Source organism: Amycolatopsis sp. CA-230715, assembly GCF_018736145.1.
In the GTDB taxonomy this organism is placed as follows: Bacteria; Actinomycetota; Actinomycetes; order Mycobacteriales; family Pseudonocardiaceae; genus Amycolatopsis.
The window spans coordinates 2507272-2529562 of the sequence record NZ_CP059997.1; the positions used below are offsets into that span (position 1 = coordinate 2507272).

Here is a 22291-nt window from a genome sequence, read left to right on the forward strand (position 1 = left end):
AGCTCCTCAGTCGAGCAGGCCGTCGTAGTCGGGCAGTTTGAAGGTCCGTTCCGCGTGCCCGCCGATGAGGTCGGTTTCGCTGTTGCCGAGATTGGCGACGATGGTGTAGCCGTTCTTCTCGATCTCGGTGCGCGAGCGGGTCTTGGGCACGTTGAGCGGTTCGGTGCTCAGCGTCGGCCGGAGGTAGAGCCCGTCGACCGGGTAGCCGACCCGCGCCAGGTTTCCCGCGGTGAGATCGCGCAGGATGTCCGGCCTGCCGGTGACGAAGAAGACCGAGGCGCCGTGCTCCTTCGCGCGCTTCGCGAGCGCCAGCATCGGCGGAATCGCGGGGATGGTCAGCAGGTCGAAGTGGTAGTGGGTTTCCAGCGTGGTGTTGTCGATGTCGAACACCAGCGCGGGCTTGCCGCCCGGTTTCGCGAGCCGTTCGTCGAGGTAGGCGTTGGCGGGGCCGGTGACCTTTTCGACGTCGGAGATCCAGGTCTGGTACGAGGGTTCGGCGCGGACGGGAACCGGCTGCGCCGACGCGGGAGCGGTGCCCACGACGAGCGCGCCCGCCATGGCCAGGACGGGGACCATTATCCGAATAGTCTTCACGTACAGCAGGGTAAGGCGACTAGGCCAGAACGGGAAGAACCCACCGCACCCGACGTTAGAAGGTTGCGGTGCACGCACGCGCTACGCATGCTTTTGACCTCTGCTTGCGTTACGAGGTGTGCCATGCAACCCGTCGAGACGGAACCCGCGAGACCCCTTCCCCCGGCATTGGTCCACGCGTTGCGCTACGGGCCGTTTCATCGCGCGCTCGCCGAGGCCATCACCCAGCGCGGCCTCCCGCTCTCGCGGTTGCGGGCGCGCCTGAACGCCCAAGGCGTCCCGATCGCGGAATCGACGTTGAGCTACTGGCAGCGCGGGCTCCGCCACCCGTCGGTGCCCCGGTCGCTCGCCGCGGTCCGCGCACTCGAAAACGTCCTGCGGCTTCCCGGCGACAGCCTCGTCGTGCTGATCGGGCCGCAGCACCGCGCCGCGGACGCCGACGAACGGCTGCCGTCCATCCCCGAACTGAGCCAGAGCTGGGCCGAAACGAGCGCGCTGCTCGACGAGTTCGCCGATCTTTCCGGCCACCCGTGCAACGCCGGGCTCGACGTGGTGACCGTGCTCGACACGGTGCGGATGTCGGGCAAGGGCAACGCCTACGAGGTCGGGTCCACGATGGTCGTTCGCGCGCGCGGCTACGGCCCGGACAGCTTCGTGGTGACCCACCAGGGCGAGCCCGAGGTCGACATCCACGGCACCGAGCTGCACGCGGTGGAGGGCTGCCGCGTCGGCCGGGTGCGGAAGCGGCCGTCGTCGGCGGGCATGGTGTTCGAGCTGCTGTTCGACCGCAGGCTCGGCGAAGGCGACGTCCACGTGTTCAGCTTCCGGCTGCGGACCGCGAACCCGGTGCCGTCGGCGACGTTCTTCCGCGCCGTGCGGACTCCGATGTCGGTGTACCTGATCCGCCTGCACTTCGACCCCGCGGCACTCCCGGTGCGCTGCACCAGGTTCATCCGCGCGCGCGAAGGCGTCGACCCGCTGCTGAGCGAACCCCTCCTGTGCGGCCGCGACGGCGTGGTCAGCGCCTACTTCGACACCCTCGGCCCCAGCCTCGCCGGCGTCGACTTCCTGTGGGACTAGTTCGTGTTTCCAAAGCGGCGGAGCCGCCACTTCCACAACACTTCCTAATGGTTTTCGTCCCGTTTCTTCGCACGGAGCCGCAGTGCCAGCGCGCCGCCGAGCGCGACCAGCACCGCGGCACCGGCGATCCCGGCCGCGAGCAGCGGTGAAGCCCCGCTGTCCGCCGAGGGTTCGGCCGGGGTGGCCACGTTCTGCTTGAACCCGATGCCGCCGTTCTTCTGGTAGTCCGAGCCGGGCATCTTGTCGGCATAGCGCTCGTGCACCTGCCGCTGGTAGTCGGCGAGTGAGACGAACCCGCCGACCGGTGACTGCGGCAGGCTCGCCCGCAGCAGCACCACCCCGGTCGGCGTCAGCTCGTACCACCCGTTGATCTGGGGTTCGTTGAGCAGCACCGACCCGGGGCGCAAGCGTTTGCTCAGCACCTCTTCGTCGTTGCCGGAGATCGCGCTGGCGACCTTCCAGGCACCGGGGGCCTTCGAGGTGGACCGCAGCGTCGCGGTCTCCCCGCCCGGCGCCGTCACGGTCACCGCGATGTACTGCAGCGCCCCGGCGGGCACGCCGGTCTTGCCGAGCACGAAGTCGGGGTTCAGCGCGTAGACCGGCGTGCCGTGGCCCGCGACCGAAACCTGGCCGGGGTCGATGTGGTTGACCTGCCGGAAGTTGGTCTTCGCGAAACTGATCGCGTGCGGTGTCGCCGCGGCGTGCACCGCCGCGTCGAGGTCCGACGGTGACGGCGGGACCGGCGGCACTCCCTCGTCACCGAACGCCCGCGGGGCGGCGAGCGCACTCACGAACAGCAACGGCACGAACAACGAAACCAGCTTCCGGCAGATCCGGCCCATGAGTCCTCGCTACGCCTTCGCGATGTTCACGATGGTGTCGTTCCACTGGAACTGGCCGTTGTAGCCGCTGTACTCGCTGTAGTCCCAGGTCTGGTAGCGCTCGTAGCTCGGCCACGGATCGCCGATCATGATCGACTGGTTCCCCGCGTCGTAGCCGTAGATCACCTCGGCGTGCCCGCCGCCCTGGGTCCAGTAGATCCCGGTGAGGCTGGGCATGCCGCCGTCGATCTGGCTCTTGATCGAGTCGAAGCTGATCGGGCCGTTCGCGTCCTGCGCGCGGAAACCGGTGCCCTGGAAGCCGCGCACGATCTCGTAGATCTGCGCGCCCTGGTTCACGCAGTAGCCGCCGGAGCCGCCCTTGCCCGCGGCGCAGAACTGCGCCTGGCTCGCGCTGCCGCCCAGCGACTGCTCGATGCTGGACCCGTCGGCGGCCCAGCACCACTGGTCCTGCTGCTGGACCTGCTGGCTGTAGTTCAGCTGGCTCGAGATGCGCGCGGACTCGGTCGCGGCCGCGGCACGGATCGGGGTGACTTCGCGGATTTGGGTGTGCGTCTGGGTTTTGATGAGACCGTTCGGCATGCCGTGCTCGTCACCGGTCGCCGCGGTGGCGGACGGCGACAGCGCGAGGCACGCGACGGCCGCGGCGCTGGCCAGTAGCGAAATGCGAACACTCCGCCTGGTGGATGTGCGGTCCACGAGAGCTCTCCTTTGCCGGGAGGGTCGGCACGGGGCGTGTGCCGGTCGCCGGGCGGAGTTGCCCAGCTCTCCAGGTACGGTGCGCGGCGCCGTGTCCCGTGACAACGGCCGACGGTAGGGCCGGTCGCCGAGCTGTGAGCGTTCACCGCGGTTTTCCCCGGTACGCACCGAGTTCACCGATGCGGCCTCGCCCGCACGGGAAACATTCACGGCACATTCACAAGGTGTGAACGCGCGCACTCGCGGTCGCCGGTGACCGGGCGCGGTGGATACCGTGATCTCGTGCGCGCCCCTTCGCCGGTGACCCGCGCCGTGGCCACGATCGCCGCGGTGCTGTGCGCGCTCGCCATCGCGGTGGGCTTACCGGCCTGCGCGCACGGTTCCGCGGCCACGCCACCGGACGGGATCGCGGTCGCGGCGTCCATTTCGGACTGTCCGGTCGCGGCGCAGGCCGCCGACCGGGAACCGGCGCAGACCGCGGCACCTGCCTTTCCGGCACCGGTTTCCGGCATTCTGTCGCCGCCTGCCACGCACGAGGTTCCCCGGCTGCCGCCGATCCGCCCGCCCGCGCACGCGGTGAAACCCGTCTTCCACTCCGTTCTCCGGATCTAGGCCGACCGACGCCCCTGCCGTCGTCTTTTCCGCCCGATTTCCGGAGATCTTTCATGCGTTCTTTTCGTTCTGTCCGCGAGTACAACTGGGTTCCGATGCTGGTCCTGCGCGTGACCGTCGGCTTCATGTTCACCAGCGGCGCGGTGGGCAAGCTCGCCGACACCGGCGCGTTCGCCGCGACCTTCCGCGACTCCGGCATCCCGTTCGCCGACGTGCTCGCCCCCGTGGTCGCGGTCCTCGAACTGCTCGGCGGCGTCGCGCTCGCGATCGGCGTCGGCACTCGCGTGTCGGCGCTCGTGCTGGCGCTGGTGATGGTGGGCGCGCTGGTCACCACGATCGCCCCGCCACTGCTGGAAAAACACCCGGCGCCCATTTCGTTCCTGAGCAACCTCTTCTACCAGCCGGAGTGGCTGTTGATCGGGCTGCTGGGGTGGTGGACGTGCACCGGAGCCGAACGGGTCAGCGTGGACGCCAGGCTGGCTTCGCGCCGGTAGGCGTTCAGGTTTCGCACGCTTCGCAGTCCGCGACCGGAGGACTCTTCGGCGCGCTGTTCTTCTTCCAGGTCAGCTCACAGGCGGTCCGCACCACGGTGCCGTCCGGCGGCGGCACGGCGTACCGGGTCCGATGGCGAAGGCCGCCGATCGTGGGCCGGTACCCGTCGTCGTCGACCGGCCCGGTGCCGTCGGGGTCGTCGATGGTGCCGTGCAGATCGCGGTACCAGCTCACGACGGCGTCACAACCACCGCACCAGATCCTCGCGCTTGCAGGCGTCGATGTGGCCGTAACCGTGCGCTTCGTCGAGAACGACCCGTGTTCGCACCTGCTCGACAGGCGCGCGCCTGGTCAGCACGCGAACGAGGCGGCGACCGAAGCGCAGGCCGGACACGATCAAGACCACCGGCATCAGTATCGTTCCCATCCCCACTCCCTGGTTTAACTGTCCCATTGTGTCCCATGCCATAGTGAACCATGCGAGACAGTAGGGCAAGCGGCAGGTCCGGCCGAGCGCGCCGTCCCGGATGGCCGAACGATCGGCGCGATAGGCTCTGGTTCATGGCACGAACCAGTCCGACCGGCCCCGCGGAGACCTCGCGTGATCGCACGCTGTCCGCCGTGCTCCGGTCGGCAGCGGAACGCGCCAAGCGGGAATCCGGCCTCAGCATGCGCAAACTCGCCGAGCGAGTGGACACCTCGCACTCGACGCTGCACCGATGGCTGTCCGGCAAGGGCATCCCGTCGTACGAGTCGGTTGTCTCCATCGTGACCGCACTCGGCATCACCGGCGATGAGAAAGAAGCCATCCTCGAGATGGCCCGGAACCCGGGACCGAACTGGGTCGCCACCGGTCCGCCCGGGGTTTCCAAGGAACTCGCCGGTGTGATGGAACTCGAACGCACCGCCGAGGCCGTGACGGTGTGGATGCCGCTGTTCGTACCGGGCATGTTGCAAACCCACGACTACGCGCGGGCCATTATCGAGAGCGAATCGGGCGGGGAAAACAGCGAGGCCGAAGTGGACCACCTCGTAACACTGCGCATGGGCCGCCAGAACTTGATAATCCGCGACAAGCCGATCACCCTGCAAGCGCTCATCGGCGTCCCCGCGATGCATGGTCAGATCGGAAACCGCGAGGTCATGATCGGCCAACTGCGACACCTCGAGCGCGCAAGCGAATTCGCCCACGTGACCATCCGGCTCGTGCCGGTCGATGGCAACTGGCACAACGGGCTCCTTGGCCCGTTCGTGAGGTACGACTTCCCGAAGCGACCGTCCATTGTGTATCTCGAACACCACGCGAGCGGCGTGTTCCTCGACGAGAGCCACGAAGTCGACGCTTACAGGAAGTTGGCCGATATCCTCGATGGGATCGCGCACTCCGCTGAGGAATCACGGGCTCTGATTGCAGAGCAGATCAACCGATGGGAGACGACATGACCACCAACCCGCGCGAATGGCGGAAGTCCACCTACAGCGGCGGGGGGCAAAACGAGTGTGTCGAGGTGCGGCTCGCGCCGACCGTCGGAGTGCGCGACACCAAGGACCGCGACAACGGGCACCTCACCCTCTCCCCCACCGCCTGGGCCGCCTTCCTCACCAAGACCGCTCAGCACTGACCACCACCGGAGCGCCCCCGGCACCATCGATGCCGGGGGCGCTTTTTGTTGCCACAGCAGTCTTCGCCGCCAAGAATCCATTATGGACAGAGTAGTCGATTCACCCGAACAGACCATCGAACATGCGTGCGATCGACGGTAAGCTGGAGGCATGTCCGAGACTCTTTCCCTTGCGCCGCAACAGGAGTTGTGGCAGCTCTCCGCGCGAGAGCTTGCCGTCCTGCTGCGCGAGGAGATGGTGCGGTGGTGGCGGCAGGAAGCCCGCCTCCACCGCATCATCGCGCACTTGGACAACGGCGGCGCCCGCAATCTGGGATATACCAGCGTGACCGGCCTGGTGGCGGATATCGCGCGCTGTAGCGGGCCTGAGGTGAAGAAGCTGGTGAAGCGGGCACTGGTGACCAACCCCAGCCACAGCATCGACGGCACCGAAATCCCCGCTGCCGCACCGCTGGCCGGAGACGCGGCGCGGGAAGGTGAGATCTCGCCCGAGCACGTGGACAAGATCGTGCGGGTGCTGGAGAAAATTCCCGCCACGACCCCGGTAGAGGATCGGGAGTTCGCGGAGCGGTCTCTTGTGGAGTTGGCGCGGAAGGCGGGCACCTCGCAAATCTCCAAACTGGGCAAGGAAATCCTCGGCCACCTCGACCCCGACGGGCCCGAACCCCGCGACACCCCCGACCCCACCCGTGCCTTGCACTTCCACCAGCGCAAGGACGGTTCAGCCAAGTTCGACGGCTACCTCGATCCCATCTCGGCCGCGAAAACCCTCGCCCTGTTGGATCCGCTCGCCCAGTCCCAACCGAACGATCCCTCCGACGACCCGCTGCGGCGGGGCCGGGCGGAGCGGTACGGCGACGCGTTCATGGAAATGGTCGCCCTCGCCGCAAGCCATCCCGAGTCGCCGAACCGCAGCGGTGGCCGCGCGGATCTGATCGTGACCATCCCCCTGGCCGACCTCAAAGCCGAACTGGGCAAAGCGTGTCTGGACATGGTCACCGACATCACCGCCAGCGAAGCCCGCATCCTGGCCTGCGACTGCAAAATCATCCCGATGATGCTCGACGGCAAAGGCCAACCCCTCGAAGTCGGGCGAGCGAAACGTCTGGTCACCGACGCGATCCGATACATACTCGCCGTGCGCGACAAAGGATGCGCGTTCCCAAACTGTTCCCGATCGCCCCGTCACTGCGAAGCGCACCACGTCGTCGCGTGGGCACACGGCGGACTCACCGAGGTGGGCAATCTCGTGCTGTTGTGTGCTCACCACCATCGGCTGTTACATCGTAGCGACTGGACACTCCGCATGGTCAACGAACTCCCCGAATTCACCCCACCCGAGTTCATCGACCCCTGGCGAAGATCCCGATCGAACCGCCACACCGCCCAACCCCGCGCCGCCTGAGAAAACCCGCCGCCACCTGGCGGCCCGGCAGCCACTGTGTCCACAACGGACTGACCGACCAAAGCCAGGCCTTCAGCCATTCCCAGGCGAAGGCCAGAACGAACGCGCCGACCGACGCCAGCCGGGTACGGCCGCCAAGGTGACCACCATGTCCGTTCCGAGGGGAACTGCCGCTGGTGACCAACGACGCGACCCGCACCGAGGAGCGGCAGTTTCACTCGGCGCGCCGAAGGCGTGCCTGAAACCCTCACCGTGCCCGGGAAGCACGCGAGCGCCAGCGGCAAACGAGCGCCAGCAAACGAGCGCCACCAGCGAACGATCACGCCGGTGTCAGCTCGGCTGCACCCCGTGCACCAGGATCGCGATCTGCACGCGGTTGTTGACGTTCAGCACCGGTGCCGCCGTACCGCTCCGCCGCCCGGTCAGCCGGGGAGCTGCGCGCCGTCCGCGAAATCGGTGGACCGGCTGAGGTCGGCCCAGTCCTGGATGTCCTTGTCCACGGCCGCGCGGCCGGTGGTGACCAGGCGCAGTGCGTCCGAGCCCAGCAGCAGGTGGGCGGGTGGATTCGGGGCGTCGATGATCTTCAAGATCGCTTCGGCCGCCCGCCGCGGATTGCCGAGCTGGTTGCCGCTGGCCGCCTTGCGGTGGTCGCGGACGGGGTTCATCACCTCGTCATAGTCCATAATGGACCGTTCGGTGCGGATCATCGAGCGGCCAGCCCAGTCGGTCCGGAACGACCCGGGTGCGACCGCGGTGACGTGCACGCCGAACGGCGCCGCCTCCTTGCCGACGGTTTCGAGGATGCCTTCGACCGCGTACTTGCTCCCCTGGTAGAAGGACGTACCGGGCACGGTGATCAATCCCGCCATCGACGTGATGCCGAGGATGTGGCCGCGACGGCGGCGGCGCATGTGCGGCAGCACCGCTTTCACGGTGGCCACGAGGCCGAACACGTTCACGTCGAACTGGGCTCGCAGCTCCGCCATCGTCGACTCTTCGAAAACGCCCTCGTGCCCGTAGCCCGCGTTCGCGATCGCGACGTCGATCGGGCCGACGGTGGCTTCGATCTCGTCGACCGTGCGGAAAACCGCGTCGTCCTCGGTCACATCGAGGATGCGGGCCAGCGATCTGCCGGGCCGCATCGCCTCGAAAGCCTTGGCATCCGCCTGCTTGCGGACGGTGCCGATCACGGTGTGGCCCGCCGCGAGCGCCCCTTCGGCGAAGGCACGGCCGAGGCCGGAGCTGGCGCCGGTGATCAGGAAGGTCCTGGTGTTGGTCATGAGCCGAGCCTACACAGTGCCGAGAAAAATCGACACAGTGTCAAATCGAGTCGACAGATGGTAGAATCCCGTGGTGGGCGAGATGCAGGGGCGACGCAGGGCCACTCCGACCAAGGGAGATCTGCGCGAGCGCGCCATCCTCGACGCGGCCGAACACCAGCTGGGCACCGACGGCTGGGACGGCATGACCGCGGCGACGATCGCGAAGGCGGCCGGGATCACGCGCGGCGCGCTCTACTTCTACTTCGGTTCCAAGAACGAGGTCCTCGCCGCGCTGGTCGCGCAGACCGTTTCCCAACTGCGGGCCGAGATCGACGCGGCCGACGACGGCGGGCAGAGCGAGCCAGGCGACGCTCTGCGTCAGGGTGTCGAGCAGACCGCCAGGATGTGGCGCGAGCACGGCACGGTGATGCGCGCCGCGGTGGAACTGTCGCCGACGGTTCCGGCGATCGACGAGGCGTGGCGCTCCGCGGTGATCGCGCTCGCCGACACCACCCGCGGCATCGCCGAACGGGCCGGGTTCCCCGCCGGATCCGGGCCGCGCGAGGCCGCCGCGGTCACCGAAGCACTGGTGTGGATGACCGAGCGCGTCTTCTACCAGGCCACGGTGACCGGCGGTTCGCTGGACGAGGCGGCGGCGACGCTATCCCACGTGTGGTTGACCGCCCTGGGGATCTAGCCGCGGAACCGCGCCGGAGAACCGCGGGCCCCGTTCGCGCGAAGACCGCCCGCGGTCGAACACGGCGACCACCACCGCGATCGCGAACGCGGCCACCGCGCAGCAGATGATCGCCGCGCGCGGCCCGGACGCACTCAGCATGGCGGCGGCGAGCAGCCCCGCGGCGCCGTAGCCGATTCCCGAGCTGGCGTAGAGCGCGGAGAACGCGGTACTCCACGAGCGCTGCGGCACCTGCTGCTGGAGCGCCAGCGATCGGGCGGCGTTGGCCGGTGCTTCCGCCGCGCCGACCACCAGCACCATGGCGAGCGCGAGTGCGGAGCTGTGCACGAAACCGAGCGCCGTCACCACCGCGCAGAGCAGCGCGATCAGGACGGTCGCCTGGGTGGCCGGCCGTCCCGGCCAGCGCCGTGCGCCGTAGCCGAGCCCGCCGAGGATCCCCGCCCCGGCGAGCGCGGTCAGCCACAGGCCCGCCGTTTCGCCCGCGGTCCCGAGCGACGGCAACAGGTCGACCAGCGCCGCGGTCAGGCCACCGACGGCCAGCATCACGGCCGCGGCCTGCGCGCACGAAGAAACCACGAGCCGGGACGATCGCACCGGGGCCGTGTCCTCGGGCGGATGCGGCGGAGGCTCCGCCTGCCACCTCGCCAGCACCGCGCCGAGCGCGGCGAAACCGGCCATCGCGAAGGTCGCCGCGTACGGCCCGGCGAGGCCGGTGATCCCGGCGACGAGCGCGGGCGCCAGCGTCCAGATCGCCGTGCTCGTGGCCGATTCCACGCCGAGTATCGGACGGGCGTGCGCCGGGGCCAGCCGGATCGCGAGACTGCGCAGGCCGCCGTGCGCCCCGGCCGCGATCCCGCCACCGGCGGCGGCCAGCACGGCGAGAACGGCCAGCGGCATCGAACGGGCGAGCACCGCGACCGCGAAGAAGAAAGCGGCCTCCGCCGCCAGCACCACGGTGAATTCGCGGCGCACCGGGTAGCGGTCGAACCGGCGCCCGAGCGGTGCCGCGCCCAGCGCCTCGGCGAGTGCGTGGATGCCGACGAGCAAGGCGCCCGAAGCGAGTGAGCCGGTCGCCGCACGGCCGAGGTAGAGCAGCGCCAGCGGTGCCATGGCAACCGGAAGTCGTTGGCAGCACAGCAGAACGAGCCACCGGGCCAGACTTGCTGATCGGACACCCCCGTTACCGCTCATGAAATTGAACGGTAACGAGAAGCCGTATACCAGTCAACTAGTACAGTGGTATACATGGTTGCACCGAGCGTTGCTCCCGGCCGGTTGGAGCAGGTCAGGGCGTTCTTGAACACCTGGCGGCTGCCGAACGACACCCGGCTGCCGGAGGACGGCCTGCCGGATCTGCGCACCGATCGCGCGGCCTGGCTGGCGCTGCTTCCGGACATCCCCCGTGCGCGGCGCGCGGATCTCGACGAGCTGACCGACCTGCGCACGGCACTCCGCGACACGCTCGGGCAGTCCGCGCCACGGGAACTGACCGGCTGGCTTGCCCGCCACCCGGTCCTGGCGACGATCGGCGAAGACTCCCCCGTGGTCTACGCACCCCGTGACCCCACCACCGTCGCTTCGGTGCTGGCCGTGGTCGTCGACGCCGTGGCGCGGCAGCACTGGGTCCGCCTGAAGGCCTGCCCGGACTGCCGGCACGTGTTCTACGACCACAGTCGCAATAGGACTCGGACCTGGTGCGGGATGTACGCCGAGACACCGGAAGGGCGGGCTTGCGGGAGCATCGCGAAGGTCCGAGCCTATCGGGGGCGGGCCAAGGGGTGACCGTTTTCCTTACGCACCACCGGTTTTCTCGCCGGGCCGGGAGCTGAGCAGCAGCAGGCACAGGATCGCGACCGCGGTGACGACACCGGCGACGAGCAGCATCGGGTCGAGTGACGGCGAAGTCGGCGCGGACGCCACCGGTGCGGCCGCCTGCTGGGGCAGCGCCTGGACGGGCGGCGGAGCGGCGACCGCCGACGGGGTCGGCCCGGCGGGTACCGGCTGGGCCGGTGGCGGGCTCGCGCCGGGGGTGGCGGCGGGCGGCGGCGCGACAGCGGATTTCCTCGGCGCGGCCGGGGCTACGGGAGCCGGTTTCACCGGAGCAGGGGCAGGAGCCGGTGGCGCGGCGGGCGCGGGGAGCACGGTGACCGTGGCACGCATGTCGGGGTGCACCGAGCAGTAGTACGAATACGTACCAGGGGTGCGGAAGGTGTAGCTCCAGCTCTGGCCGGAGGAAAGCGAAGGGCTGCGGAACGACGCCGGGGCGCTGGTGGTGGTCGCGTCGTGCGGGGCTTCGTCGTGCTGCATCCAGGTGACCGTGTCTCCCACGTGGACGGTCAGCGCGGCCGGTGAGAAAGCGTAGCCCTGCATCATCACCTGGAACGTGGCCGCCTTCGCGGGTGTCGCGCCCAGCGGCGCCAGCACGACGAGGAACAGTCCGGCGAGCAGCACGGCGGTGCGCCTCATCGGATGAACTCGATCGCGGTCTCGACGTGGATGCGGCGGCGGGCGATCCACGGCCCTCGGCGCGCTGGCGGCAGGATTCCCTTGGCCCACAACACTATTCGCTCGTGGTCGACGTAGCGGAGGTCGCCGCGCAGCCGCAGCGCGCGGGTGGTGGACGGCAGGTCGACCCGGCCGCTGATCTCCACCGCGCGACCGTCCAAAGTGACCGCCCGCGAGGAGAAGACGAGGTCGGGGAACTCCGCGGCGTGCCGGGTCAGCTCCTTCGCGAAGAACCGGCTGCGCAGCGACGCCGTGTCGAGCACGACCACGAATTCGTGGTCGGCGTCGAAGACCGCGGTGTCGATGATGGTGAACCGGCCCTCGGTCGCGGTGAACCGCCCGCGCAGCACCGGAAAACGGGCGCACCGCAGCGACAGTTCGACGACGCAGCGAGCGCGACGGAGGACGTAGCCACCGGGGATGCGGGGTTCGCCGGTGTCGCTGACGGCGTACAGGATTTCGGTGTCGGACATCATGCCTCCGTGGTGGAAAAGCCGATGGTGGCCGGGGAATCCCGGCCACCATCGAGCGGGTTCAGCAGGTCGCCTGGTTGAGCAGCGGGGTCAGCACCGACTCCAGCCACACCGTGTGGGTCTTGATGTACTGGTCCAGGTTCAGCAGATCACCCACCTGCTGCCCGAGCGACTCCTCCAGGTGCGCGCTCTTGATGTGCGCGATGATCGGCGCCAGCGTGTCGGTGAGGACCTTGTCCGCCGAACCGTCGAGCACCGGGGCCAGCACGGTTTCGAGCCACACCGTGTGGGTCTTGATGTACTGGTCCAGGTTCAGCAGATCACCCACCTGCTGCCCGAGCGACTCCTCCAGGTGCGCGCTCTTGATGTGGTCGATGATCGGCTGCAGCACGCCCTTCGGCACGCAGGATCCGCTGCCGGGCGGCGGCGGAGGCGGCATGGTGTGCGTCGGGGTCGTCGGCGGTGCCGTCGGCGAAGACGGCGGCGAGGTCGGCGGCGCCGGCGAGGTCGGCGGCGTGCCGCCCCCGGTGACCGTCAGGGTGGCCTTCATGTCCGGGTGGATCGAGCAGTAGTAGGAGTACGTGCCCGCCTTCGTGAAGGTGTGGCTGAAGGTTTGCCCCGTCTGCAGGGTCGGCGAGGTGAACTTCTCCGGCCCGTCGGTGACCACGACGTTGTGCGGCGCGGTGTCGTGGTTCGTCCACGTCACCGTGTCGCCGACGGCGATGGAGATGGTGGCCGGGGTGAACTTGTACCCCATCGCCTCGACCGACTTCGCCGGGGCCGCGGCGGCCTGCTGCTGGCTCAGGCCCTGGTACAGCGGCACCGCCATCGGGCTCTGCTTCGCCAGCGCGGCGAGGTCGACCTGCGCCGACTTCGCGGATGCGCTCGGCGCGGCCTGGCCTGCCCGCTCGCCGCGCAGTGCGGTGAGGCTGAGCAGTGCCACCGCCATGGCGAGGATCGCCACCGCGATCGGCCAGGTCCGCCGTCGCGCCTCCGGCGCGGCGACGGCTTCGGGCTTGTCCATTGAGGACTCCTTTCGGACTTGCACGGTCAACGGCCGGGGCTGGCCGTGACGAGGAAACTCGCCGCGAGGAGGACCACGACCACGAGCGTGGTCTCGGCGGCGACGGAATGGACGAACGGGCGCACGGCACCGGCGTCGCCGCGCAGCACGACCGCGAAGTCGAGCCTGCGCGCGACCCAGCTCCGGCTGGCCTGCGCGATGAGCAGCACGACGGCCAGCACGGCGAGCTTGGCCAGCAGGGTGTTTCCGTACGTGGTGGTGAACAGGCGGCCCGCGGTGCCGAGCGTCTGCCACGCGAGCACGGCACCGGCGACGACGACCGCGGCCACCGACACCATCGCGAGCTTCGAATATCGGGGCACCACCGAGGCCAGCTCGTCCGGGTCGCGCCGGGAAAGCACGCCGAAGAGCAGCACCGCCAGTCCACCGATCCAGGCGCAGATTCCGGCCAGGTGCACGAAATCGGCCGCCTGGGTCAGCAGCGGCCGCCCGCTTTCCACCGCGTGCCCGGTCAGTCCCGTGGTGCGCAGCAGGCCCAGCACGACCGCGCCGGCGCCGACGCGCCACGCGGCGGTGGTCACCGCCCGCCTGCCGCGCTGGAGCGCGCCGGCGAGCACGACCCCGCCGAGCAGCCACAGCAGCGCCTTGGCGAACCAGACCCTGCCGAACGAGCCGCCGAGCACCTGGCTCAGCAGGTCCCAGTCCAGGAAGTCCGCAGCGGGGCGCTGCGCGGACCACGCGCCCTGCAGGCCGATCCCGGCGACCGTCCCGAGTAGACCGAGCACCCAGCCGGTGACGAGCACACCCCGCGCGCGGCGGTGTTCCGCCCCGGCGGGCCACAGCACCGCGATGAAGAACAAGCCGCCCGCGAACAGGGTCAGTCCGAAGTAGTCGGTGCACCGCGCGAGGACGTACCAGGCTTTGACCGCCGTGAGATCCACGTGCTCACCACCCCGCTGCCTGCGTGGCGCAGTGGCCGAGCAACGCCTCGGTGAGACCGTTCGGACCGGTGACGCCGAGCCCCGTGGTGAGCGTGCCGAGCAGCGGTATTCCGCCGACGGTGTCCAGAAGTTGTTGCGGCACACCGGGTTGACACACCGGGACCGGTGTCCCCGGAGGTGTTGTCCCCGGTGGCGGTAGTGGTGGCGTCGTCGCCGGTGGCGGTGGTTGTTCCGGGCCGGGACCCGGCGTCGGCGTCACGACGACTCCGCCGGGGCTCTGCGGCGGCATCGGTGGCATCGGTTCCATCGGGGGCGTCGGGTCGGGTGGTTGCGCCGCAACGGGAAGCACCGGCACGGCGGGCAGCGGAGGAACGGAGTCCGGTGGCGGCAGCGCGCCCGGCACGGGTTGCCCGGCACCGGGAACAGCGGGCGCCGCCTGCTGCTGGCCGCCGTCGGCGGGCGGGGTCGCTTCCGCCGACGTACCCGGCCGCAGCCCGATACCGGACGCGTACCCGACGACCACCACCACGGCGCCGGCGAGGCTCGCCGCGATCACGTGGTCGCGGCGAAGGGCGGGAAGTCGCACAGGCACGGTTTCGTCCTCCCTGAAAAGGCTCATTGGGGAAATGCGGGCGGTGAACTCGCTTTCGAACGGCGAGCAGAAAACCAGTTCCCAGGTTTCGCGGTGTGATCCCCACATGAACCGCGCGTAAAGTCACTCCCCCGCGTTCGGCCGTCGGGTGGTGAGAACTTCCGGCGAACGCGCGAGGAACTCCACCATCGGAGTGAAATGATCTTGCTCCGGACGGTCGCGGGGGCGGAAATCCCGCGCACCGGTGAGAACCGTTTAACAAACCTGTTTCATCCGGCACGCCTCCACCACGACGGGCGCTCACTACCGTTTTCCCGAAATCCCCTTACCCGCGAGGAGTCATGGTGCGTTCGCTCGGTACGAAAACGGTCGCCACGCTGTTCCTGGTCGCCACGGCCGCACTGCTCGCCGCACCGGCAGCGGACGCGCACAGCGTGCTGGTCTCGAGCACACCGGCGAAGAACGCTTCGATCGCGACGGCACCAGCCCAGGTGAGCCTGGAGTTCAACGAGCCGCTGGAACACGGCTTCACCCAGCTCGCGGTGACCGGACCCGATGGCGCGTCGCACTGGGAAGGCGGTCAGCCCGTGGTCAGCGGCCCGAAGGTCACCGCACCGCTGCGGCCGCTCGGCCCGGCGGGCGCCTACACCGTGCGGTACCGGGTCGTTTCGGCGGACGGCCATCCGGTGTCCGGCACGATCGGTTTCACCCTCACCGCCGCGGGCCCGGCGAACGCGGTACCGGCCGCGGCGGCCGAACCCCCGCGCCCGGCGCCGCCGTCGGACTCGATTCCGGTGTGGCCGTGGGTCTTCGGCGCCGTGATCCTGCTCGTCACCGGGATCACCGTCGCCAGGCGGATCGGCCGCGCACCGGCAGAACGGTCCTCTGTGGACTAATGGTGTGCCTCGTGCGCGCCGGTGGCCGGTTCGGCGTGCACGACGGCGGCGGCCAGGTGCGGCACGGCGGCGGCGAGGTGGCGTTCGACCTCGTGTGCAAGGCGGTGCGCCGCGTCGATGGTCAACGTGTCGTCCACGGCGACGGCGAGATCGGCGTGCAGGCGGTGCCCGATCCAGCGCATCCGCACGCGATCGACGTCGCGGACGCCGGTCACCGCGGCCGCCGCGCGCTCCGCGGTGTCGACGAGCGCCGGATCGACCGCGTCCATCAGGCGCGCGAACACCTGCTTCGCCGCGTCCCGCACCACGAACACGATCGCCACCGTGATGAGCAGGCCGATGATCGGGTCCGCGAGCGGCCAGCCGAGCGCGCCCCCGGCCGCGCCGAGCACCACGGCGAGCGAGGTGAACCCGTCGACGCGCGCGTGCAGGCCGTCGGCGACGAGCGCGGCGGAGCCGATGCGGCGGCCGACGGTGATCCGCCACCGCGCCACGATCTCGTTGCCAGCGAAGCCGAGCACCCCGGCGATCGCGACGGCCCACAGTCCGGTCACCGGCCGAGGGTGCACGAGCCGGTCCACCGCTTCGTAGCCGGCGATCACCGCGGAGGCGGCGATGACCAGCACGACCACGACACCGGCCAGGTCTTCGGCGCGCCCGAGGCCGTAGGTGAAGCGCCGCGTGGCCGCGCGCCTGCCGAGCACGAGCGCGATCCCGACCGGCAACGCGGTCAGCGCGTCGGCGAAGTTGTGGATGGTGTCGCCGAGCAGCGCCACCGAGCCGGTGACCAGCACGACCGCGAGCTGCGCGACGGCGGTGGTGAACAACGCGGCGAACGACCACACCAGCGTCCGCACGCCCAGCGCGCTGCTTTCGAGCGCCGTGTCGAACCGGTCCGCGCTGTCGTGGCTGTGCGGCGAAAGCGCGTGCCGGGCCCGCGCCAGCCAGCCGTGGTGCGCGTGGCCGTGGCCGTGCCCATGCCCGCTCTCGGTGTCGCGATCGGCCATCACAGCCCCTCCCGGGTAAGGTGTCGCGTTGTGAATCTCCGCTGGACGCGACATATATGCAACGATGTGCGCACATAAGAACGTATCAGCTTCGGCAGGCGGCGCGCACCAGGTGGACGGCGCGCAGCTCGGCGTGGCCGCCGAAGTGCTCGCCCACCTCGCCGACCCCACCCGGCTGCACCTGCTCCACCTGCTGCGCACCGAGCAGGACGTCAGCACGCTGACCGCGCAGGTCAGCGCGTCGCGGTCCTCGGTGTCCCAGCACCTCGCGCGACTCCGCCTCGCCGGGCTCGTGCACGTCCGCCGGGACGGGCGCCGGATGTACTACCGCATCACCAGCGACCACCTCTCCGCGCTCGTCGACGAGGCGCTCGGCTACGCCGACCACACCGTCCGCGGCATTCCGCACCATCCGCCAACCTGACCCCCATCTGGTCTAGACCACCCGTTAGTAGGTAGTGGGCCGCGCTCGACCGCGGCTATCTTGAGCCGCACGGCCGCGTTTGTTCCTTTCATCCCACTGTCGAGATGGGAGTTCGTCATGGTCGGTCGGATCACCCGCATGCTCGGGGTCGCGATGGCCGCGGGCCTCGCCCTGTCACCGATTTCGCCGCTCGCGCCGAGCCCGGCCAGTGCGGCACCGCCGGAAACCTGCGGGGTGAAGTCGAAGCCGTCCGGCAAGGTCCTGCAGGGGTACTGGGAAAACTGGGACGGCGCGTCGAACGGCGTGCACCCGCCGCTCGGCTGGATCCCGATCACCGACGCGCGCATCGCGCAGCACGGCTACAACGTCCTCAACGCCGCGTTCCCGGTGATCAACTCCGACGGCACCGTGCTGTGGGAGGACGGGATGGATTCGACCGTGAAGGTCGCCACCCCGGCCGAGATGTGCCAGGCGAAGGCGGCGGGCGCGACGATCCTGATGTCGATCGGCGGCGCGACCGCGGGGATCGACCTCAACTCGTCCGCGGTGGCCGACCGGTTCGTCTCCACGATCGTGCCGATCCTCAAGAAGTACAACTTCGACGGGATCGACATCGACATCGAAACCGGTCTCACCGGCAGCGGGAGCATCACCACGCTTTCGGCCTCACAGGCCAACCTCATCCGGATCATCGACGGCGTGCTCGGCCAGATGCCGTCGAACTTCGGCCTCACCATGGCGCCCGAGACGGCCTACGTCACCGGGGGCAGCGTCACCTACGGCTCGATCTGGGGCGCGTACCTGCCGATCGTGAAGAAGTACGCCGACAACGGCAGGCTCTGGTGGCTGAACATGCAGTACTACAACGGAAGCATGTACGGCTGCAAGGGCGATTCGTACCAGGCGGGCACCGTGCAGGGATTCACCGTGCAGACGAGCTGCCTCGACACGGGACTCGTCGTGCAGGGCACCACGATCAAGGTCCCGCTCGACAAGCAGGTCCCCGGCCTGCCCGCACAACCGGGCGCGGGTGGCGGCTACATGTCGACGGGGCTGGTTTCGCAGGCGTGGAACTCCTTCTCCGGCGGGCTCAAGGGCCTGATGACGTGGTCGCTCAACTGGGACGGCTCGAAGGGTTGGTCCTTCGGGAACAACGTGAAGTCCCTCCAGGGCCGCTGACCGTCCTCTTCGGACTCTTGCGACATGCCCCGAAGGTGGCTTTCAGGGCGCTCAGGTCCCCGAAAGCCACCTTCGGGGGCCTGAGCGCTTTCGCGCGCGGCGTCAGCGGAGCCAGTCGGTGTGAGAGAAGTCGTCGAACTCGTCCGCGGGCGAGCGGTCGCGGCGTCTCGGGGTCCGCCTCGGTTCTGACGTACCCGCCGGTGGCGCGCTCTGTTCAACGGCGCCTTCTTCTACCGCGGGGCCTTGCTCCGGCGGCTGCGCGGCTTTTTCCTCGGCCTGGCGAATGGTCGCGTTCAACGCGGCGGCCACGGCGGGATCGTTGTCCACTTTCCCGGAGAGGTAATCGGCCCAGCTGAAGTCGCCCTTGGCCACCTTGGCCGCGAGCTCCTTCCATTCGGGCGGCGACTGCGGGCCGGTGGCGTACTGCTTGACCATCGCGATCTCCACCGGCGAAGGTGGCTTCTCCTTGCTTTCCACCTCGAAGAGCTTGCGATCGGCCTCGGCCATCGCGGCTTCCGCCCGGCTCGCGACCTCGTCGAGGTTGCGTTCGGCGGCCACCATGGCGTCGGTCTTCCAGTTGAGCGCCCAGTCCGGAAGGGCAGGCATGGCGATGATCCCCTTCTACTGCGCGTGCTTGTCGAGCCCGGCGAGCTTGCCGTCGATCTGCTGACTGGCCTCGTCGATCTTCTTGCGGTTCTCGTCCATCTTCTTCTTGGACTCCTGGAGCTGCCGCCCCACCTCGGCCGCATCGTTCATACTGCCGATCGACGGCACCTTGCCGACGGCATCGGCGATAGCCCCGATCTGGTCGAGGTATCCGTTGATTCCTTTGACGAGCTCTTCAAGCGAGCTGTACAGCCCGAGAACCTCTTCGACGAGGTCGATGAGGTCACCGATCTCGTCTACGTACGGTATCTCGCCATCGGTCAGTAAATCCCAGATGGACTTGAGCTGCCCAGCGACGGGAACAAGCTTCTTACCCAGCTTGGCCAGCAGGTCAAAGATCTTCTCCAGGAGCTGGACACAGCGGGTGGCGATCTTGATCGCCAAATCCGCAAGCTTGATGAACCCCTTCTGCATCCACTCGCAACAGCTCTTCGCGACATAGAGCGCCCCCGCCCAGACGGCCTTGGTCAGGCCGATGAAAGCGTCCGCGGCCGCACCATGCCAATCGCGCCCCACGAGGGTGACGCTGTTGGCGAGCAGGTTGTGCTCGGTGGCCCAGTACATCTGAGCCGCGACGCCCCATGCCTCACCGTTCGCGCGAATACGATTGAAATCTCCTGCGATCGGGGTGAGCAGTACGTCATACAGGTCCCTGTCGCCGGTGCCTATTCTCGGCCCGATGAACTTCTTGTACACCTTATTGATAAGGTCCGCGAGCGGATGTTCGCCCTTCACCACATCGCCGAGGTTGGTATGTGCCACGTCAGGAGGCTTCGGAGTTATCGGATCGACATCTTTCCAAACTCCGCAGACGTTGGGAGCAGCATAGGCGGACACGTCAAGACCCCGAACCCGCGCGCGAAATGTGCTGGGCACTCTCGTGGTCGATCCGGCCGTACGCGCTGGCCGAGGTCTCCAGGCCGACAGCCAGGCTGGTCATCTTTTCAGCGAACTGCTTGTTCGCCTCGGCGCAGACAGAGTTCAAGAGATCCATGGCACCCTGCAACGGAGTCAACGCACCGGTGAAGCCCGTTTTATTGGTGCATTCATCGACGATGTAGGTCTGAATCGTCGTGAAATCAGTTGCGAGTTGGCTGATGTAGACGCCGAACTCATACAGACGCGTTGGGTCTGTCTTCATGTTGCGCACTCCTCCCCGCAGTGTTAAACCAGATTATGCGCACGCGGTAGCGACATGTCAACTCACTGTCAGCGGCAACTGGAATCGACTGCTAGCATGCTGCACATGCGTCGACTCGGCCGAACCGGACGGACTTTGACATCCGGGCTCATCATCGTTCTTGCGGCCGCTACGGGTTGTTCCGGCGTTGTCAACGAAACCAAGCACGCAGAGCGCACACTTCCGATTCCCTCGTCGACCCCAGCCCCACCACCCCCTGTGGCAGCTCCGCCTTCCAGTAAGGCACCATCCCTGTCCGCCAAAGGATTTGATTGCGTGAAACTTGTCACCAGACAAGAAGTCGAAACCGCACTAAAGGATACGATCGAACCGGACAAGACCACGAACAAACCACCAGAAACTTGCTCTTACAGTTCCGCAAACAACAGCCTGGTCACGATATCGCATCTGACTTCGATCCCGGTCGGCCAAGGTATCGGTACCCTTTTTGAAGGCCATGTTGCACTACGCAACGATTCGACTCAGCAGACACCTCCACTCTGCAGCCTGTTCCCCCAGATCGGTGACCTTGGCGGCGACACCCTCGGCGTCACAGTGCGGAAATTCGGTCAACCCAACCCGTGCGGGATCGCCGACGAACTCGCGCATATCGCATTCACCCGACTCCCACGCGAGGAACCATGATCGCACGAAAGAAATCAATACTCCTGATCGGACTCACCTGCCTGGCCTTCACCACTGCGTCCTGTTCAGGATCGTCCGAAAACGCCAAGGGAACCACGACAACGTCTCCCGCAGCGCCGGTTCCGAGCAAGAACCCTGCTCCCGTTGATTGCACAAAGCTCATGAACAAGCAGGACGCAGAGAACGTACTGAAGAAAACGGTCAAACCCGACAGCGCCAGAAACAGTCCTCCGAAAACGTGCGCATACTCGGCCGACCGCGCCGTTGTCGCCATCGAGCAACAATCGGAATTCCCGCCCGCGGCGGGCAAGCCCGAGTCCTTCGAAGGACATGACGCCCGGCGGATGCACCGGCCGGGGAAGATCGCGCTGTGCGATCTGTTCATCGACCTCGGTGACCGCGGAGGCGGTGTTCTCGGTGTCGTCGTGTCAGACGTGAAAGATGGCGACCTGTGCGGCATCGCGGATAGCGTCGCGCATCTCGCGCTCAGCAGACTGCCGCGCCAAGGGTCATGAGCCCATTGCGGATTTCACGTTCTGGTACCACGATTCCGGGCCGCCGCCGACGCCGACCGAGTTGAAGTACTCCCAGCCTGCCACGCCGCCGAGGTCCTGGTGTGCGCCCGCGAGTGAGCGGATCGTGTTCGCCAGTGCACCGGGTTCGACGTAGCCGCCGCAGTTCGCGGGGTTGGTGACGGTGCCCGCGACGATGCGTGACGCGGGGAAGGAACCCATGACTCCGTCGTAGTCGCCGGTTCCGCCAAGGCTGCCCCAGCCGCAGTAGAACTGGACGTTGTACCAGCTTATCTGGCCACCGGCCTGCTTTTCCAGTGTGCGGTAGTCGAATCCGCCGGAGAAGTTCGTCGCCCCGGTCATGTCGGAGGCGACGGGCGCGAGCGTGACGACGAAGTCGTTGCCGAAATCGGTGCGCAGCTGGGAAATCAGGTGCTGGGTGTCCTCCAGCGAGAACGGTTCCTCGATGTCCAGGTCGACGCCGTCGAGGTGGTAGGTCCGCAGCGTGTCCCGCAACAATCCGTAGTAGCGGTCGAAGTCCTTGTGCAGATTGGCGTACGACCCGTGCGCGGCGCCGCCGACGAACGCGCTCACCCGCACCCCGGAATCGTGCAGTGCGGCCAGATCCGACCACATCCGCGTGAACTTCGGCGCCGACGGCGGTTCGTCGTTGAGGTGGACGCTGCCGTCGTCGTTGAGGTGCAGCGCGCCGACTTCGACATCGGTCGCGATTCCCCGCAGCGGCGCGGGCGAAACGTAGGCACCGTTCGAATACTGGGTCTGGTAGTAGGCGACGACGTTGCGGCTCGCGGTCGCGGCCGACGCGGTACCGGTGACCGCGGTCGCGGCGAGCGCGGCGGCCGCGCACACGACCGCGGCACGAATCGGGAACATCGGCAAACTCCTCCGCGAGTGTGTGCGGGACTACGCGAATTCTCCGGCACC

The 22291-nt window shown here is 68.3% G+C and carries 30 protein-coding genes; 13 read left to right on the top strand and 17 right to left on the bottom strand.

The annotated features are described in order from the left end of the window. Positions 1–6: 6 nt before the first annotated feature. Positions 7–594, bottom strand: coding sequence for an HAD family acid phosphatase (locus HUW46_RS11400; RefSeq protein WP_254126068.1), 588 nt, complete (start codon positions 592–594; stop codon positions 7–9). Between the two features lie 123 nt (positions 595–717). Between HUW46_RS11400 and HUW46_RS11405 the strand changes: the two genes are divergently transcribed. Beyond that, complete coding sequence (locus HUW46_RS11405) at positions 718–1674, top strand: XRE family transcriptional regulator (protein ID WP_215547249.1); 957 nt, start codon at positions 718–720, stop codon at positions 1672–1674. Between the two features lie 44 nt (positions 1675–1718). Here HUW46_RS11405 and HUW46_RS11410 read toward each other — a convergent pair whose 3' ends face one another. Both HUW46_RS11410 and HUW46_RS11415 read right to left on the bottom strand, forming a co-directional pair. Further along, positions 1719–2516 carry a hypothetical protein gene (locus HUW46_RS11410; protein WP_215547250.1) on the bottom strand — a complete coding sequence of 266 codons (798 nt, stop codon included), beginning with the start codon at positions 2514–2516 and terminating at the stop codon, positions 1719–1721. A gap of 9 nt (positions 2517–2525) precedes the next feature. Further along, entirely contained in the window at positions 2526–3212 is a 687-nt protein-coding gene (locus tag HUW46_RS11415; protein WP_215547251.1) for a papain-like cysteine protease family protein, read from the bottom strand. 282 nt (positions 3213–3494) lie between these two features. Between HUW46_RS11415 and HUW46_RS11420 the strand changes: the two genes are divergently transcribed. Both HUW46_RS11420 and HUW46_RS11425 read left to right on the top strand, forming a co-directional pair. After that, entirely contained in the window at positions 3495–3824 is a 330-nt protein-coding gene (locus tag HUW46_RS11420) for a hypothetical protein (RefSeq protein WP_215547252.1), read from the top strand. Positions 3825–3877: 53 nt separating this feature from the next. Continuing rightward, positions 3878–4318: a DoxX family protein gene (locus tag HUW46_RS11425; RefSeq protein WP_215547253.1), complete on the top strand. Its 441-nt coding sequence runs from the start codon at positions 3878–3880 to the stop codon at positions 4316–4318. Between the two features lie 4 nt (positions 4319–4322). Here the strand turns inward: HUW46_RS11425 and HUW46_RS11430 are convergent, their stop codons facing one another. Next, positions 4323–4550 (bottom strand): hypothetical protein, encoded by a 228-nt coding sequence (locus HUW46_RS11430; RefSeq protein ID WP_215547254.1) that lies wholly within the window; start codon positions 4548–4550, stop codon positions 4323–4325. Positions 4551–4557: 7 nt separating this feature from the next. Beyond that, a complete protein-coding gene (locus HUW46_RS11435) occupies positions 4558–4743 on the bottom strand; it encodes a hypothetical protein (protein WP_215547255.1) in 186 nt (61 codons plus the stop codon). Between the two features lie 134 nt (positions 4744–4877). Here HUW46_RS11435 and HUW46_RS11440 point away from each other — a divergent pair, with 134 nt between their 5' ends. The 3 genes from HUW46_RS11440 (at position 4878) to HUW46_RS11450 (ending at position 7343) form a co-directional block, all read left to right on the top strand. After that, positions 4878–5759 carry a helix-turn-helix domain-containing protein gene (locus HUW46_RS11440; protein ID WP_215547256.1) on the top strand — a complete coding sequence of 294 codons (882 nt, stop codon included), beginning with the start codon at positions 4878–4880 and terminating at the stop codon, positions 5757–5759. Beyond that, positions 5756–5938 carry a DUF397 domain-containing protein gene (locus HUW46_RS11445; RefSeq protein WP_215547257.1) on the top strand — a complete coding sequence of 61 codons (183 nt, stop codon included), beginning with the start codon at positions 5756–5758 and terminating at the stop codon, positions 5936–5938. The genes HUW46_RS11440 and HUW46_RS11445 overlap by 4 nt, the downstream gene beginning before the upstream one ends. Positions 5939–6089: 151 nt before the next feature. Further along, the gene (locus HUW46_RS11450) at positions 6090–7343 is read left to right on the top strand and encodes an HNH endonuclease signature motif containing protein (protein WP_215547258.1); all 1254 of its coding nucleotides are present in this window, start codon (positions 6090–6092) and stop codon (positions 7341–7343) included. A 422-nt stretch (positions 7344–7765) separates the two neighbouring features. Here HUW46_RS11450 and HUW46_RS11455 read toward each other — a convergent pair whose 3' ends face one another. Further along, positions 7766–8623: an oxidoreductase gene (locus HUW46_RS11455; protein ID WP_215547259.1), complete on the bottom strand. Its 858-nt coding sequence runs from the start codon at positions 8621–8623 to the stop codon at positions 7766–7768. An 82-nt stretch (positions 8624–8705) separates the two neighbouring features. Here HUW46_RS11455 and HUW46_RS11460 point away from each other — a divergent pair, with 82 nt between their 5' ends. Then, on the top strand, positions 8706–9302 hold the full coding sequence (locus HUW46_RS11460) for a TetR/AcrR family transcriptional regulator (protein ID WP_215549798.1): 597 nt from the start codon (positions 8706–8708) through the stop codon (positions 9300–9302). Here the strand turns inward: HUW46_RS11460 and HUW46_RS11465 are convergent. Next, the gene (locus tag HUW46_RS11465; RefSeq protein ID WP_331477230.1) at positions 9267–10493 is read right to left on the bottom strand and encodes an MFS transporter; all 1227 of its coding nucleotides are present in this window, start codon (positions 10491–10493) and stop codon (positions 9267–9269) included. The two genes, HUW46_RS11460 and HUW46_RS11465, sit on opposite strands and share 36 nt — an antisense overlap. Positions 10494–10547: 54 nt before the next feature. Between HUW46_RS11465 and HUW46_RS11470 the strand changes: the two genes are divergently transcribed. Beyond that, positions 10548–11084: a CGNR zinc finger domain-containing protein gene (locus HUW46_RS11470; protein ID WP_215547261.1), complete on the top strand. Its 537-nt coding sequence runs from the start codon at positions 10548–10550 to the stop codon at positions 11082–11084. A gap of 9 nt (positions 11085–11093) precedes the next feature. Here HUW46_RS11470 and HUW46_RS11475 read toward each other — a convergent pair whose 3' ends face one another. The 5 genes from HUW46_RS11475 to HUW46_RS11495 form a co-directional block, all read right to left on the bottom strand. After that, positions 11094–11768 (bottom strand): cupredoxin domain-containing protein, encoded by a 675-nt coding sequence (locus tag HUW46_RS11475; RefSeq protein ID WP_215547262.1) that lies wholly within the window; start codon positions 11766–11768, stop codon positions 11094–11096. Continuing rightward, the gene (locus HUW46_RS11480; RefSeq protein ID WP_254126070.1) at positions 11765–12280 is read right to left on the bottom strand and encodes a hypothetical protein; all 516 of its coding nucleotides are present in this window, start codon (positions 12278–12280) and stop codon (positions 11765–11767) included. The genes HUW46_RS11475 and HUW46_RS11480 overlap by 4 nt, the downstream gene beginning before the upstream one ends. 61 nt (positions 12281–12341) lie before the next feature. After that, on the bottom strand, positions 12342–13304 hold the full coding sequence (locus tag HUW46_RS11485) for a cupredoxin domain-containing protein (protein WP_215547263.1): 963 nt from the start codon (positions 13302–13304) through the stop codon (positions 12342–12344). A gap of 26 nt (positions 13305–13330) precedes the next feature. Next, positions 13331–14245 (bottom strand): copper resistance D family protein, encoded by a 915-nt coding sequence (locus tag HUW46_RS11490; protein WP_215547264.1) that lies wholly within the window; start codon positions 14243–14245, stop codon positions 13331–13333. Between the two features lie 4 nt (positions 14246–14249). Continuing rightward, complete coding sequence (locus tag HUW46_RS11495; protein ID WP_215547265.1) at positions 14250–14837, bottom strand: hypothetical protein; 588 nt, start codon at positions 14835–14837, stop codon at positions 14250–14252. Positions 14838–15178: 341 nt separating this feature from the next. Here HUW46_RS11495 and HUW46_RS11500 point away from each other — a divergent pair, with 341 nt between their 5' ends. After that, positions 15179–15733, top strand: a complete 555-nt coding sequence (locus HUW46_RS11500; protein WP_215547266.1) for a copper resistance CopC family protein — start codon at positions 15179–15181, stop codon at positions 15731–15733. Here the strand turns inward: HUW46_RS11500 and HUW46_RS11505 are convergent. Further along, the gene (locus HUW46_RS11505) at positions 15730–16740 is read right to left on the bottom strand and encodes a cation diffusion facilitator family transporter (RefSeq protein WP_215547267.1); all 1011 of its coding nucleotides are present in this window, start codon (positions 16738–16740) and stop codon (positions 15730–15732) included. The genes HUW46_RS11500 and HUW46_RS11505 overlap by 4 nt on opposite strands. Before the next feature lie 64 nt (positions 16741–16804). Here HUW46_RS11505 and HUW46_RS11510 point away from each other — a divergent pair, with 64 nt between their 5' ends. Next, positions 16805–17164, top strand: a complete 360-nt coding sequence (locus HUW46_RS11510; RefSeq protein ID WP_215547268.1) for an ArsR/SmtB family transcription factor — start codon at positions 16805–16807, stop codon at positions 17162–17164. 117 nt (positions 17165–17281) lie between these two features. Continuing rightward, positions 17282–18343 (top strand): chitinase, encoded by a 1062-nt coding sequence (locus HUW46_RS11515; protein WP_215547269.1) that lies wholly within the window; start codon positions 17282–17284, stop codon positions 18341–18343. Between the two features lie 102 nt (positions 18344–18445). Here the strand turns inward: HUW46_RS11515 and HUW46_RS11520 are convergent, their stop codons facing one another. The 3 genes from HUW46_RS11520 to HUW46_RS11530 form a co-directional block, all read right to left on the bottom strand. Continuing rightward, a complete protein-coding gene (locus HUW46_RS11520) occupies positions 18446–18949 on the bottom strand; it encodes a hypothetical protein (protein ID WP_215547270.1) in 504 nt (167 codons plus the stop codon). 15 nt (positions 18950–18964) lie between these two features. Next, on the bottom strand, positions 18965–19771 hold the full coding sequence (locus HUW46_RS11525) for a hypothetical protein (protein WP_215547271.1): 807 nt from the start codon (positions 19769–19771) through the stop codon (positions 18965–18967). Positions 19772–19847: 76 nt separating this feature from the next. After that, positions 19848–20150 carry a hypothetical protein gene (locus HUW46_RS11530; RefSeq protein WP_215547272.1) on the bottom strand — a complete coding sequence of 101 codons (303 nt, stop codon included), beginning with the start codon at positions 20148–20150 and terminating at the stop codon, positions 19848–19850. 315 nt (positions 20151–20465) lie between these two features. Here HUW46_RS11530 and HUW46_RS11535 point away from each other — a divergent pair, with 315 nt between their 5' ends. Both HUW46_RS11535 and HUW46_RS11540 read left to right on the top strand, forming a co-directional pair. Further along, positions 20466–20834 (top strand): hypothetical protein, encoded by a 369-nt coding sequence (locus tag HUW46_RS11535; protein ID WP_215547273.1) that lies wholly within the window; start codon positions 20466–20468, stop codon positions 20832–20834. 161 nt (positions 20835–20995) lie between these two features. After that, the gene (locus HUW46_RS11540) at positions 20996–21349 is read left to right on the top strand and encodes a hypothetical protein (RefSeq protein WP_215547274.1); all 354 of its coding nucleotides are present in this window, start codon (positions 20996–20998) and stop codon (positions 21347–21349) included. Here the strand turns inward: HUW46_RS11540 and HUW46_RS11545 are convergent. Continuing rightward, positions 21344–22240, bottom strand: coding sequence for a glycosyl hydrolase family 18 protein (locus tag HUW46_RS11545; protein ID WP_215547275.1), 897 nt, complete (start codon positions 22238–22240; stop codon positions 21344–21346). The two genes, HUW46_RS11540 and HUW46_RS11545, sit on opposite strands and share 6 nt — an antisense overlap. Between the last annotated feature and the right edge of the window lie 51 nt (positions 22241–22291).